The 13,153-nt window shown below is 72.7% G+C and carries 14 protein-coding genes; 6 read left to right on the forward strand and 8 right to left on the reverse strand.

Translation table 11 applies throughout. The features are described from left to right. Window positions 1–29: 29 nt before the first annotated feature. The 3 genes from AB0C03_RS06105 (at window position 30) to AB0C03_RS06115 (ending at window position 1,576) form a co-directional block, all read left to right on the forward strand. Window positions 30–470: an EVE domain-containing protein gene (locus AB0C03_RS06105; RefSeq protein ID WP_357634834.1), complete on the forward strand. Its 441-nt coding sequence runs from the start codon at window positions 30–32 to the stop codon at window positions 468–470. Between the two features lie 80 nt (window positions 471–550). Next, window positions 551–1,123: a GNAT family N-acetyltransferase gene (locus AB0C03_RS06110; protein WP_357634837.1), complete on the forward strand. Its 573-nt coding sequence runs from the start codon at window positions 551–553 to the stop codon at window positions 1,121–1,123. Window positions 1,124–1,162: 39 nt separating this feature from the next. Then, window positions 1,163–1,576 (forward strand): hypothetical protein, encoded by a 414-nt coding sequence (locus AB0C03_RS06115; RefSeq protein WP_030327403.1) that lies wholly within the window; start codon window positions 1,163–1,165, stop codon window positions 1,574–1,576. Between the two features lie 80 nt (window positions 1,577–1,656). Here the strand turns inward: AB0C03_RS06115 and AB0C03_RS06120 are convergent, their stop codons facing one another. The 5 genes from AB0C03_RS06120 to AB0C03_RS06140 form a co-directional block, all read right to left on the reverse strand. Then, a complete protein-coding gene (locus tag AB0C03_RS06120) occupies window positions 1,657–2,724 on the reverse strand; it encodes an ABC transporter ATP-binding protein (RefSeq protein WP_357634840.1) in 1,068 nt (355 codons plus the stop codon). Continuing rightward, window positions 2,721–3,554 carry a molybdate ABC transporter permease subunit gene (gene modB / locus AB0C03_RS06125; protein WP_357635505.1) on the reverse strand — a complete coding sequence of 278 codons (834 nt, stop codon included), beginning with the start codon at window positions 3,552–3,554 and terminating at the stop codon, window positions 2,721–2,723. Before modB ends, AB0C03_RS06120 begins: the two co-directional genes overlap by 4 nt. A gap of 17 nt (window positions 3,555–3,571) precedes the next feature. Next, window positions 3,572–4,357, reverse strand: a complete 786-nt coding sequence (gene modA, locus AB0C03_RS06130; RefSeq protein WP_357634843.1) for a molybdate ABC transporter substrate-binding protein — start codon at window positions 4,355–4,357, stop codon at window positions 3,572–3,574. Beyond that, entirely contained in the window at window positions 4,354–4,776 is a 423-nt protein-coding gene (locus AB0C03_RS06135; protein ID WP_357634846.1) for a TOBE domain-containing protein, read from the reverse strand. The genes modA and AB0C03_RS06135 overlap by 4 nt, the downstream gene beginning before the upstream one ends. A 133-nt stretch (window positions 4,777–4,909) precedes the next feature. Further along, window positions 4,910–5,353, reverse strand: coding sequence for a winged helix-turn-helix transcriptional regulator (locus tag AB0C03_RS06140; RefSeq protein WP_210866778.1), 444 nt, complete (start codon window positions 5,351–5,353; stop codon window positions 4,910–4,912). 137 nt (window positions 5,354–5,490) lie between these two features. Here AB0C03_RS06140 and AB0C03_RS06145 point away from each other — a divergent pair, with 137 nt between their 5' ends. Next, a complete protein-coding gene (locus tag AB0C03_RS06145; RefSeq protein ID WP_030327411.1) occupies window positions 5,491–6,357 on the forward strand; it encodes an aldo/keto reductase family oxidoreductase in 867 nt (288 codons plus the stop codon). Window positions 6,358–6,404: 47 nt separating this feature from the next. Here AB0C03_RS06145 and AB0C03_RS06150 read toward each other — a convergent pair whose 3' ends face one another. The 3 genes from AB0C03_RS06150 to AB0C03_RS06160 all read right to left on the reverse strand — a co-directional run bounded on the left by AB0C03_RS06150 (window position 6,405) and on the right by AB0C03_RS06160 (window position 9,721). Continuing rightward, window positions 6,405–6,797 carry an SCO5389 family protein gene (locus tag AB0C03_RS06150; RefSeq protein WP_030327413.1) on the reverse strand — a complete coding sequence of 131 codons (393 nt, stop codon included), beginning with the start codon at window positions 6,795–6,797 and terminating at the stop codon, window positions 6,405–6,407. 169 nt (window positions 6,798–6,966) lie between these two features. Further along, complete coding sequence (gene smpB / locus AB0C03_RS06155) at window positions 6,967–7,458, reverse strand: SsrA-binding protein SmpB (RefSeq protein ID WP_030327414.1); 492 nt, start codon at window positions 7,456–7,458, stop codon at window positions 6,967–6,969. A 25-nt stretch (window positions 7,459–7,483) separates the two neighbouring features. Then, window positions 7,484–9,721: a hypothetical protein gene (locus AB0C03_RS06160; protein WP_357634852.1), complete on the reverse strand. Its 2,238-nt coding sequence runs from the start codon at window positions 9,719–9,721 to the stop codon at window positions 7,484–7,486. A gap of 151 nt (window positions 9,722–9,872) precedes the next feature. Between AB0C03_RS06160 and AB0C03_RS06165 the strand changes: the two genes are divergently transcribed. Together AB0C03_RS06165 and AB0C03_RS06170 are read left to right on the forward strand one after the other, a co-directional pair. Beyond that, window positions 9,873–11,531: an NAD(P)/FAD-dependent oxidoreductase gene (locus AB0C03_RS06165; RefSeq protein ID WP_030327416.1), complete on the forward strand. Its 1,659-nt coding sequence runs from the start codon at window positions 9,873–9,875 to the stop codon at window positions 11,529–11,531. A gap of 110 nt (window positions 11,532–11,641) precedes the next feature. After that, window positions 11,642–13,099, forward strand: coding sequence for an ATP-binding protein (locus AB0C03_RS06170; RefSeq protein ID WP_357634856.1), 1,458 nt, complete (start codon window positions 11,642–11,644; stop codon window positions 13,097–13,099). Window positions 13,100–13,153 lie beyond the last annotated feature (54 nt).

The raw sequence follows: 13,153 nt of genomic DNA on the forward strand, positions 1-13,153 counted from the left end.
GGTGGCCGCCGGCCGGGCAGGATGAGCGGATGACCGAGTCACTGGTGCGCCTCGACGACCTGGGCGCCTGGCTGATCAAGGGCAACGCCGACCTGGTCGACCTCACCGCCCGGTTCGCCGCCGAGCCACTGGTGACGAGTTGGTGCGTCCGCCCCGGTTATCGGGCGCGGCTGATGCGCGCCGGGCACCCGGTGATCTTCTGGGCCAGCGGCAGCCGGGCCCGACTGCCGTACGGGGTGTGGGGCGTCGGACGGGTCACCGGAGCGGCCACGCCGAGCGCTGCGGGGCAGCAGTGGTCAGTGCCGCTGGACCTGCCCATCCTCGCCGCCGGGGACCGGGTGCCCCGCACGGTGCTGCGCGCCGACGACCGACTCGCCGACCTGGAGGTGTTCCGGCAGCCGCAGGCCGCCAACCCCTCCTACCTGACAGTGGCCCAGTTCGCCGCCCTGCGCACCCATCTGCCACTGTGAGCGCGAGGGCGGCCGCGCCTCGCCGGAACTGCCTGTGCGAACCTGTCACCGATGTTCGGAGCGAACTGAGTGGAGGCCCGGTGTTCGCAGTGCCGCTGACCGAGGACGTCGAGCTGCGCCCGCTGGAGCCGTGGCGGGCCGAGGAGTTCCTCGCCAACCTCGACCGGGCCCGGGAGCACATCCAACCGTGGGTGTCGCCGACCTTCGTGGCCACCGACCTTGCGTCGGCCCGCGCGGTCCTGCAGCGCTACGCCGACCGCTGGGCCAGCGACAGCGGCGGCATCTGGGGGCTGTGGTGGCGCGGCACCCTGGTCGGCGGGGTCCTGCTCGTGTCGTTCGACGTGACCCGAGGTGTCTGCGAGGTCGGCTGCTGGGTGGAGCCGGCAGCCGAGGGAAAGGGCATGGTCGCACCGGCGGTCCGCCGGATCGTCGACTGGGCGGTGCGCGAGCGCGGCATCCAGCGGGTGGAGTGGCGCACCAACGCCGACAACACCCGCAGCAAGGCCCTCGCCGGTCGGCTCGGCCTGCGCCTGGACGGCACGCTCCGCCAGGTCGCCCCCGGCCCGAACGGCCGGATCGACCTCGAAGTCTGGTCCGTGCTGGCCGACGAGTGGTTGGCCGGATCGAGCGGGACGCCGGCCACTGTCTACTGACGACGCATTTCTGTCGTACCCGGGCGACACCATGCATCCATGGCCGTCCCCGCGCTCACCCCTCGTCCCGACCCGCCGCGTTCCGTGCCGCTGCGTGAGGCGCGCACCCGGTTCAGCCAGCTCGTCGCGCTGGCCGAGCTGACCGACGCGGTCACCGTCGTCACCCGCGACGGCGACCCCCGCCCGGTCGCCGCGATCGTCCCCGCCGTGGCCGCCCGCAGCGGCGCGCAGGCCCGCGCCGACGCCGACCGTCTCGCCACGGTCACCGCCGGATGGGCTCGGCGCCTCGACGAGCAGCACCGACGCAGCAGCCAGCGGCACGCCGCCGAGCTGAGCGCGGTCCGCGCGGCGCTGGCCGAGGTGTGGTCCGAGCTGGATCGCCGGATCGTCCCGGGCAGCGATCCGGCGCTGGCCCGGCTGCGCGCCGCACACCACGACCTGCTCGCCGGCTGACGCCCACCCGCGCGACAGCCGGCTGACGCGCTCCCGCACGGGTGGGCAACGTCCGCGCCGGTGCGAGCCGCGCGCCCCGGTCAGCCGGTGGCCGGGTAAGCGTGCGTCTCGGTCGCCTTGACCGCCGCCCACACCCGCTGGCCCGGGATCAGCCGCAGGTGGGCGGCGGCGGCCGGGGTGACGTCGGCGGCCACCCCGATCGGCCCGTCCAGTTGCACCCGTACGTTGTCACCGTGGCGTTGCACGCCGACCACCGTCCCCGCCCAGGTGTTGCGCGCGCTGCCCTCCGGCCGGGCCGGGTGCAGCGCCACCGCGGCCGGCCGGAACGCCACGAACGCCTCGCCGTCCAACCGGTCGGCGACAGTGAGGGTCAGCTCCGGTGAAACCCGCACCCCGTGCCCGTCGGCGCGGCCCCGGTACAGGTTCAGCCCGACCAGCCGGGCGACGTAGTCGGTGCGCGGCCGGGCGGTCACGCTCGGCCCGTCGCCCTCCTGCACGACCCGGCCACCCTCGACGATGACCAGTCGGTCGGCCAGCGCCAGCGCGTCCAGCGGGTCGTGGGTGACCAGCACCGTCGCGCCCGCGTGCGCCGACAGGTGCCGGTGCAGCTCCGCGCGGGTGTCCAACCGGGTGCGGGCGTCCAGCGCGGCCAGCGGCTCGTCCAGCAACAGCAGCGACGGTGCCACGGCGAGCGCGCGGGCCAGCGCCACCCGCTGCGCCTGGCCTCCGGAGAGCTGCCGGGGCCGGTGCCGTGCCTGCGCGTCGAGCCCCACCCGGGTCAGCCACTCCCGGGCCGTGGCGCGGGCGGCCCGCCGCTCGACACCGTGCCGGCGCGGCCCGAAGGCCACGTTGTCCACAGCGCTCAGGTGCGGAAAGAGCAGGTAGTCCTGGAAGACCACGCCGATCGGCCGGCGCTCGGTGGGCACCCAGCCCCCGGTGGCCGGGCGGTCCAGGTCGACGCCGTCGAGGGTGATGTGACCGGCGGTGAGCGGATGCAGCCCGGCCAGCGCACGCAGCGCGGTCGTCTTGCCGGCCCCGTTCGGGCCGAGCAACGCGACCACCTCGCCGGGTGCGACCCGCAGCGGCACGTCGAGTCGGAAGACACCCCGGTCGACGACGACCCGGGCGTCCAGCAGGGCATCGCTCATGCGGTGCTCATCCAGCGGTCGCGCAACGCGACCAGGATGCCCACCGACACGACGAGCAGCACCAGGCTGAGCACGATCGCGGACTCCAGGTCGGTCTCCAACGCCAGGTAGACGGCGAGCGGCATGGTCTGGGTGCGGCCGGGATAGTTGCCGGCGAAGGTGATGGTGGCCCCGAACTCGCCGAGCGCCCGCGCCCAGCAGAGCACCGCCCCGGCGGCCAGCCCGGGCGCCACCAACGGCAGCGTGACGTGGGTGAAGGCGGTCCACCGGCTGGCCCCCAACGTCGCGGCGGCCTCCTCGTAGCGGTGGTCGGCGGCGCGCAGCGCACCCTCCACGGCGATCACGAGGAACGGCATGGCCACGAACGCCTCGGCCAGCACGACACCAGTGGTGGTGAACGGCAGGGTGATGCCGAACGTGGTGTCGAGCCAACCGCCGAGCAGCCCGCGCCGGCCGAAGACCAGCAGCAGCGCCACCCCACCGACCACCGGCGGCAGCACCAGCGGCACGGTGACCAGCGCCCGCACCAGCCGGCGGCCGGGGAACTCGACCCGGGCCAGCAGCCAGGCGAGCGGCACCCCGAGCAGCAGGCAGAGCGCGGTGGCCAGCGTCGCGGTCTGCACCGACAGCCGCAGCGCGGTCAACGCGCCCGGCTCGGTGAGCCGCTGCGGCAGTGTGGTCCACGGCGCCCGGATCACCAGCCCGACCAGCGGCAGGACGAGGAAGAGCAGCCCCAGCCCGGCGGGGATCAGCAGCGCCGCCGGCACCCGCCCCCGCCGTCGCGGTGTGGCCCGGCGCTCGCGTGCCGCCTCGTCACGCTCGCCTGCGATGTCGTCGCGGACCTGCCTCACGGAGCCTGGAACCCGGCCTCGGCGAGGACCGCCTGCGCCGGCGCCGAGCGGACGTACGCGACGAAAGCCCGAGCGCCGGCCGGATTGGGCGCGTCCTTCAGCGCGACGATCGGGTAGTCGTTGACAGCCCGCGCCGACTCGGGGAACTCCACACCGGTCACGTCGGCGCTCGCCGCTCGCGCGTCGCTGCGGTAGACCAGGGCGGCGTCGACCTCGCCGAGCTTCACCTTGGCGAGCGCGCCCTTGACGTCCTGCTCCAGGGTGACAGGTGTCAGCGCGACACCGGCCGCGTCCAGGGCGGTGCGGGCCGCCGCGCCACAGGGCACCTGGTTGGCGCAGAGCGCCACCTTCACGCCGGGCCGGCTCAGGTCGGCCAGCCCGGTCACGCCTTTCGGGTTGTCCCGGGGCACCGCGATGACCAACTGGTTGCGGGCGAAAACGGTCGGTGTGCCGTCGACGTTGCCCGCCTCGGTGACCGTGGCCATGTTCGCCGGGGCGGCGGAGGCGAACACGTCCGCCGGCGCGCCCTGGTTGATCTGGTTGGCCAGGGCGGAGCTGCCCGCGACGTTGAGGGTCACGGCGCTGCCGGGATTGGCGGCCTCGAACTCCCTGCCGATCCGGCGGAACGACTCGGTCAGCGAGGCGGCCGCGAACACCGTCACCGCCCCGGTGCCCCGGCCGTCCGCGGCAGCGCCGGAGGCCCGGTCGTCGCCCGAGCCGCAGCCGGTGACCGCCAGCGCCATGACCACGGCCATCGCCGTACGCGTCGTCCGCGCGCTCATCCGCCCGGCCTTCCCCTGCTCAACGCTGGTGCGGCCCGTTCCACCACCACCGTTGTCGACTTGATCACCGCGACGGCCACCGACCCGACCCGCAGATCGAGCTCGTCGACCGCCTCCCGGCTCATCAGCGACACGACCCGGAACGGGCCAGCCTGGATGTCGACCTGGGCCATCACCGTGTCCTTGCGGACGTCGACGACGATGCCGCGCAGCCGGTTGCGGGCCGAGGAGAACTCGGCGCCCGCGTCCGGGTCGGCGGCCTGGGCGCGGGCGAACGCCGCCAGGCCGACGCCGTCGATCACCCGGTGGCCGTGCTCGTCGCGCCCGGCCGTCAGCCGCCCGGCATCGACCCAGCGGCGGATCGTGTCGCTGCTGACGCCGAGCAGGTCGGCCGCCTCACCGATCCGGAACATCGTCACCGGCTCACCATAGCTGCCGCATCTGCGAGTGCGAAAGACCGAAACGAGCCGTGTCTGCGTACCTCTTGGGGTTTTTGCGGCCGTGGCTGCGTGTCTCCCGCGCGGCCCGGGTTTGCCTCGGGGGGCGCGCGGCTCAGGCGTCGCGGTTGTCGTACGTCGCGCGGTTGGCGAGCACGTCGTCCATGTGCGCTTCGGCCCAACCCTTCACGCCACGCATCAGGTGGTGCAGGGAGATGCCGAGGTCGGTCAGCTCGTAGGTGACGGTGACGGGCACTGTCGGCACCACGGTGCGGGTGATCAGACCGTCGCGTTCCAGGGAGCGCAGTGTCTGGGTGAGCATCTTCTGACTGACCCCGGCCAGCATGCGCGACAGCTCCGAGTAGCGCATCGGGCGGGGCTCGCCCGCGCAGTCGAGGCCGAAGCGGTGCGAGCCGTCGCTGTTCAGCGCCGCCAGCACCAGGGTGACCCACTTGTCAGCGATGCGGTCGAGCAGCTTTCGACTCGGACACTGCGCCAGGAAGGCGTCATATTCCACCTTGGCCTGAGCCCTCTTCTGCGCCGCCGTGGTCGTTGTCATCGAGCCGCTCCTCAGCCGCCGGGGCGTTACGCACCTTCAGGTGCCTACTTCCGAAAGTGAAGCTACACCCCGAGGGTGGAGCAGGTAGACGATGCGTCGGCACCGCTCGGCGCGACACGAGAGCCAGAGGTACGAACATGCTCACCACCTCCCTTCCCGGCGGCACCTGGACGTTGGGAGGCCTGACGGTCACCCGGTTCGGCTACGGCGCCATGCAACTGGCCGGCCCCGGAGTGATGGGACCGCCGGCCGACCGCGACGGCGCACTCGCCGTCCTGCGTACGGCAGTCGAGCTCGGCATCACCCACATCGACACCTCGGCGGCCTACGGTCCGACCGTCACCAACCAGCTGATCCGGGAGGCGCTGCACCCGTACCCCGATTCGCTGCACATCGTGACCAAGGTCGGTGCAAACCGTGACCCGCAGGGCGGCTGGCCACCGGCCCGTGACCCGCAGAGCCTGCGCCGGTCCGTGCACGAGAACCTGGAGACCCTCGGTCTCGACGTGCTCGACCTCGTCAACCTCCGGCTGGGCGACGCCGCGGGCCCGCTGCCCGGCTCTCTCGCCGAGGCGTTCGAGACCCTCGCCGACCTGCAACGGCAGGGCCTGATCCGGCACCTCGGGGTGAGCAACGCGACGCCGGAGCAGGTGGCCGAGGCGCAGGCGATCGCACCGATCGTGTGCGTGCAGAACATGTACAACCTCGCGCACCGCCGCGACGACGAGCTGATCGACGCGCTCGCCGGGCAGGGCGTCGCCTACGTGCCGTTCTTCCCTCTCGGCGGCTTCAGCCCCCTGCAGTCGTCGGTGCTGTCGACGGTGGCCGCCCGGCTGGAAGCGGCGCCGATGTCGGTGGCGCTGGCCTGGCTGCTGCGACGGTCGCCGAACATCCTGCTGATCCCGGGCACCTCGTCCGCGGCGCACCTGCGCGAGAACATCGCGGGCGCGGCGCTCTCCCTCTCCAATGACGACCTCGCCGAGCTGGACACGATCGGCCGTTAGCGCCCGGGTGGACCCGCCGGCGACTCCGGCGGGTCCACCCGGCGCCCTCAGCAGTTGCGCAGCTGCGGCGACTGGTTGAGCAGTTGGCCACGGGTCGACACGAAGCGGCGGTAGCGCTCCCCGTCGACGGCGGACGGGCGGAAGGCGGCGACGCGGTGGCAGTTCTGGAACGCCAGGCGTACGCCGAAGTGCCGTTCCAGGCCGGCGCGGATCGCGTCGCTGGCCAGCGCCCGCAGCAGCTGCCCCCGGTCGGCGTCGGTGGGTGGCGGGACGACGTTGTCGGCCAGGTCGTCGTCGCCGGCCTCCAGCTCGGCGACGACCCGGCTGACGGTGGCCCACGCGTAGGGCAGTGAGTCGCGGACGCAGGCGATGAACGCCTCGTCGTCGACGGGGCCGCGTTCGGCGGCGTCGAGCAGGGCGGGTGGGACGGTGAGCGACATGATTCTCCTCCGCATCAGCTAACGATTACCGTTTTCATTAACGGCGTCAGCTGAGCAGACCACGTTCGTCGAGCGACGTCAACGATGTCCGGGCGCGCCGCGCCGCGACCCGCGCGGAAGACGCGCGCGACCGGTGAGAGGGGCAGTGCCCGGGACTGACGATCCGAGATCAGGGACGGCGGGGGTGGCCCTTGAGGTGCCGGCCCAGCTCGCGGGCGATCTCCCGGTTGGCGTCGCGCTCAGCGAGGGTCTGCCGCTTGTCGTAGGAGCGCTTACCCTTGGCCAGGGCCAACTCGACCTTGGCGAAACCGTTCTCGAAGTACATCGACAGCGGGACCATGGTCACCCCGCCCTCGCGGACCTTGTCCAGGATCCGGTCGATCTCGGCCCGGTGCAGCAACAGCTTGCGGTTGCGGCGCGGGGCATGGTTGGTCCACGTCCCGTAGGCGTACTCGGCGATGTGCAGGCCGTACAGCACGATCTCGCCGTCGCGCTCGTGGGCGAACGCGTCCACCAGCGAGGCCCGCCCCTCGCGCAGCGACTTCACCTCGGTGCCGACCAGCACGATGCCCGCCTCGTACGTGCGCAGCACCGTGTACTCGTGCCGGGCCTTCTTGTTGGAGGCGATCAACCGGCGTGCGGGCGGTGTGGACGGGCTCACCCCGCGACGATATCCGGTCGCCGGGTCAGCCGGTCGTCCGGTGTTCGCGGCGCAACCGCCGGGTCAGCTCCCGTACCGCCTCGGCGAACGCCTCCTGCGACTCACACGGCCAGTGCCCCAGGATCGGCGGGGGAACACTGTCGCTGGGCGGTGGCACCACGTCCTGCGGGTCGGTCAACCGCCGATCCACCGTCGCCGCCGGCCCGGTCAGCGTCTCGGCCTTTCCGGGACGGTGGGCGGCGAAGATCCAGCCGCCGATCGGGTCGGTGTCGCGCCACAGGTTGATCCAGCGCCAGCCGACCCGTTCGCCGATCTCGCACAGCGCCGGCTCGTCGGCGTACGCCGGGAACAGCCGGGAGTACAGCCGGCCCAGTGGCGACCCGTAGGTCAGCAGGGCGACCCGGTCGGTGATCCGGGTGGGCAGTTGCAGCACCGTGGCGGCGAGCAGCACCGAGCCGTGGCTGTGCCCGGCCAGCAGCACACAGTGCCCCTGCTCCACCAGGTAGGTGATCCGTTTCGCCAACTCCGGCACGGCCCGCTCGGCGTAACAGGGCGGCGCGAACGGGTGCGCCGCCCGGGGCCAGAAGGTGCCCAGATCCCACAGCACGCCCACGTACCGGCGAAACTGCGCCGTCCGGTACGCGAAGATGCCGCCCACCACGAGACCGAGCAGGATCGCGGCGATGACGTAGCTACCCGACCCGATCAGGAAGTTGACCATGCCCTCCGGCACTCCCACGTAGCGCTGCGCCACCTTGCCCGGTCGGAGCTGGAGCAGGCCGAGCACGCTGGTGGCCAGGCCGAGCGCCGCCAGGCAGGCGTACACCACGGAGAGCGGTTCCAGGTTCTCGGTGAAACGTGCCCGGGCGACCGCCTGCTCGACCCGTCGCAGCCGGTCCGCCGCCTGCGGCGGCGCGTGCGGGAAGTCGGCGGCCACGATCGCCCGCGCGGCCCGCATCCGCTCACGCCGGGTCATCCTGGTGACCAGACCGGCCACCAGCAGAGCCGTCACCACGGCCAGGAAAAACCCGAAGATCGCCCACTTGTACGCCAGCGGAGGGCTGGTCTCCAGGCCGTCGGCGGTCGTCCCGTTGCGATCGAGCAGGTCCGCCACCCGGTAGACCAGCTCGGCGGAGAACGCCACGGCCAGCCCGGCCGAGATCGTCATGAAGACCGGCGCTCCCAACGCGCGCAGCGGCGACCGGTGCTGCCCGTCGCCCCGACGCCAGATCACCAACGTGCCGAGCACGACCACCAGCACGGTCTGGCTGACGAACAGCCAGGCCACGATCGCGTCGTAACCGGGCAGCGAACCGCCCTGCGGCCAGGGCGCCGGACTGATGACGATGTGCACGATCACCAGCATCGTCAGGCCGCAGGCGATCGTGCGCAGCCCGCGGCAGACGCCGTCCACCCGGGGCGACGGGTCGGTGCGGTCGATGCTCGCCACCACGGTGACCAGGACCAGGCAGGCCAACAGCACCGCCCCGGTGGCCGCCAGCAGGATCACCATCACCCACGAGGAGTGCTGACTGGCCCGCGCGGCCAGCAGGCTGCCGCTCAGCGTCGCGAACGCCGCAGCGACGTGCACCGAGCGCAGCCGACCCACCAGCGGCTCACCGTCCCACTGGCCGACGGCGCTCAACCGGTGCTTCGACGCCGGCGTCGTCGGCGTCCGGAACGCGTCGAACGAGTGGCTCGGGCGGGCGCCCAACCACCAGACGATCCCGATGGCGGCGACCGGCACGAGCGCCAGCACGCCCAGGCGCAGCCCGGGCGGGCGTCCGCCGAGCCAGGACAGCCAGCTCCGGCCGGCCAGGCACGACGGGGTGTCCATGCAGCGCCAGGCGATCAGGTCCAACGCCACCCCGACGATGGAGAGCACGTAGAGCGCGGTGAGGGTGAGCGCGAGCACCCGGCACAGCGCCATGAAGCCGCGCGTCGAGACGGTGTCCGCCGGGCGCATCCACAGCGCCACGTTGCAGAGCATGAACGGCAGCAGGAAGACCAGCGACAACGTCCGCACCGCCGTGCCGGACGGCAGGTCACTCCAGCGGTACGCCTCCAGCGTCACCCCGTCGGTTCCGGTGGAGTCCGGATAGCCGGGACGCGGTCGGAAGAACCCTCCGCTGCGGTCCCCGGCGACCTGGTGCACGTGGGGCCGGTTCAACACCTGGTCCGCTCCCGCGCCGGAGACGCCGTGCACCCGCAGCTCCACGATCGCGCCCGACGTCGTCGGTCGGGTCGGTGTCGCGTGCGCCATGGGCCCCCCGAGATGTGCGCGGCAACCGGGCGGGTCGTCGATCTCCGGGCACCCACGCGGCTCCCCGGCTTACCCATCGCGAACGCGATCAACCATGGGTCCGACCCCGGCGGTGGTGCGGTCGACAGGGTGCAGGTGATTTCATGGCGCCATGGCGAACCCGGTGATCCTGACCGTCGACGACGACCCCGTGGTGTCCCGGGCGGTGGCCCGCGACATCCGGCGCCGCTACGGCGACCGCTATCGGGTGCTGCGGGCCTCCTCGGGGCCGGAGGCGCTGGACGCCCTGCGCGAGGTCAAGCTGCGCGGCGAACAGGTGGCGCTGCTGCTGGCCGACCACCGGATGCCGGAGATGACCGGCGTCGAGTTCCTCGAGGCGGCCATGGACATCTTCCCGGCCGCCCGGCGGGTGCTGCTCACCGCGTACGCGGACACCGACGCCGCGATCGAGGCCATCAACGTGGTCGACCTGGACCACTACCTGCTCAAGCCCTGGCACCCGCCGGAGGAGAAGCTGTACCCGGTGGTCGACGGGCTGTTGGAGGCGTGGGCGGCCACCCCGGACGCGGCCAGCGCCGAGATCCGGGTCGTCGGGCACCGCTGGTCCGCGCCGTCGTTCAAGGTCCGCGACTTCCTGGCCCGCAACCTGGTGCCGTACCGGTGGCTGTTGTCCGACGACCCGGAGGGTGTCCGGTTGCTCGACGCGGCCGGGGCCACCGAGGCGGACGTGCCGCTGGTGGTGACGCCCGAGGGCAAGGCGCTGGTCGCCCCGAGTGAGGCCGAGCTGGCCGCCCTGGCCGGGTTGACGGTGGTGCCGGCGTGTGACTTCTACGACCTGGTGGTGATCGGCGGTGGCCCCGCCGGGCTCGGCTCCGCGGTGTACGGCGCCTCGGAGGGGCTGCGTACCGTGCTCGTGGAGCGACGGGCGACCGGCGGTCAGGCCGGGCAGAGCAGTCGGATCGAGAACTACCTGGGTTTCCCGGACGGCGTGTCCGGCGCGCAGTTGACCGACCGGGCCCGGCGCCAGGCGGTCAAGTTCGGTGCCGAGCTGCTCAGCGCCCGGGAGGTGGTCGGTCTCAGCGAGGCCGGCGGTGCCCGGCTGCTGCGCTTCGGCGACGGCACCGAGATCGCCGCGCACACAGTGGTGTTGGCCACCGGCGTGTCGTACCGGGTGCTCGACGCCCCGGGGCTGGCCGACTTCACCGGGCGGGGGGTGTTCTACGGCGCCGCTGCCACCGAGGCGCCGAGCTGCGTCGAGCAGGACGTCTACATCGTCGGCGGGGCCAACTCCGCCGGTCAGGCGGCGGTCCACTTCTCCCGGTACGCGGCCAGGGTGCACCTGCTCATCCGGGGTGCGGACCTGACCGCCTCGATGTCGCGATACCTGATCGACCAGCTGGAACGGATCGACAAGATCACTGTGCATCCGCACACCGCCGTGGTCGGCGCGGCGGGGGAGGACCACCTGCAACGGCTCACCCTCTGCGACACCCGCACCGGGGAGGCCCGCTCGGTCGACACCTCCTGGCTGTTCATCTTCATCGGCGCGGAGCCGCGCACCGACTGGCTGGACGGGGTGCTGGTCCGCGACGGGCGCGGGTTCATCGTGACCGGCCCGGATCTGCTCGCCGGGGGCCGGCGACCGCCCGGCTGGTCGCTGTCGCGCGACCCGTACCACCTGGAGACCAGCGTGCCGGGGGTGTTCGCCGCCGGCGACGTGCGGGCCGAGTCGGTCAAGCGGGTCGCCTCGGCCGTCGGCGAGGGCGCGATGGCGGTGTCGCTCGTGCACCGCTACCTGGAAGCCCAATGAGCGCGAGGAGTGGTTGGTCGTGCGAGCCCCGTCGCGAGCGAAGGAGTCCCGGTGAGCGCGAGGAGTGAGCCGGTGTTGCGAGCCCCGCAGCCGCGAACCAAGGAGATCCAGTGAGCACCGACTCTGACGGGCTGACACCGGCCCAGTTGCGCACCCTGTTCCTGTTCGAGTCGCTCGACGACGGGCAGCTCGCCTGGCTGGCCGAGCGCGGCCGGGTGGAGCAGCGCGCCGGCGGCACCCTCGTGTACGGCGAGGGTGAACCCGCCACCTGCTTCTTCGTGCTGCTGCGCGGCGCGGTGGCGTTGAGTCGTCAGGTGCGCGGCGACGACGTCGAGGTCAGCCGGACCGAACAGCGCGGGGTGTACGGCGGGGCCGTCCAGGCGTACCTGGGCGACCAGGTCGACCAGATCTACCGCAACAGTCTGCGGGCGGTGACCGACGCGGACTTCTTCGTGCTGCCGGCGGAGGACTTCGCGGAGGCCCTGCGGTCCTGGTTCCCGATGCCCATGCACCTGCTGGAGGGGCTGTTCTTCGGGATGCGGGACAGTCAGGCCATCGTCGGCGAGCGGGAGCGGCTGCTGGCCCTCGGCTCGCTGTCGGCGGGGCTGACCCACGAGCTGAACAACCCGGCCGCGGCGGCGGTGCGGGCCACGTCGGTGCTGCGGGACCGGGTCGCCGGGATGCGGCACAAGCTCGCCATGATCGCCGATGGGCGGCTCGACGGCAGTGCCCTGCACGGTCTGGTCGCGTTGCAGGAGGAGGCGGTCGCCCGGGTGGCCACCGCGCCGAAGTTGACCCCGATGGCGACCGCGGACGCCGAGGACGCCCTCACCGACTGGTTGGAGGAGCACGGGGTCGACGGGGCGTGGGACCTGGCGCCGATCCTGGTCGGCGGTGGGCTCGACGCGCAGTGGTTGGCGCAGGTGAAGGCCGCGGTCGGGGCGGCGGACCTGGAGGCGGCGGTGCGCTGGCTCACCTACACGGTCGACACCGAGCTGCTGATGCGCGAGATCGGCGACGCGGTAACCCGGATCTCCGGGCTGGTGGGCGCCGCCAAGCAGTACTCCCAGCTGGACCGCGCGCCGCACCGGGTGGTGGACGTGCACGACCTGCTCGACGCCACGTTGGTGATGTTCAAGGGCAAGATCCCCGCCGAGGTCAAGCTGGTCCGCGAGTACGACCGCAGCCTCCCACCGGTTCCGGCGTACGCGGCCGAGCTGAACCAGGTGTGGACCAATTTGATCGACAACGCGTTGGGCGCGATGGGGGAGAAGGGGGTGCTGACCGTCCGCACCGGACGGGTTGGTGAGCTGCTGGCGGTGGAGATCACCGACACCGGGCCGGGCATCCCGCCGGAGGTGCGTCCGCGCATCTTCGAGCCGTTCTTCACCACGAAGCCGGTGGGGGCGGGCACCGGTCTGGGGCTGGACATCTCGTACCGGATCGTGGTGCACAAGCACCACGGCGACATCCGGGTGGAGACCGAGCCGGGACGAACCACCTTCCGGGTCCTGCTGCCGATCGCCGAGGGGCCGCCGGACGAGCACCGCGACGCGCCGACTACCTAGACCGCCGGTGGCCTCTACCGCGAGCTGTTCAACCTGTAGGCCAGCGGTTACCTG

Origin of the sequence: Micromonospora parva, assembly GCF_040649675.1 — a bacterium.
Classification (GTDB): Bacteria; Actinomycetota; Actinomycetes; order Mycobacteriales; family Micromonosporaceae; genus Micromonospora; species Micromonospora parva.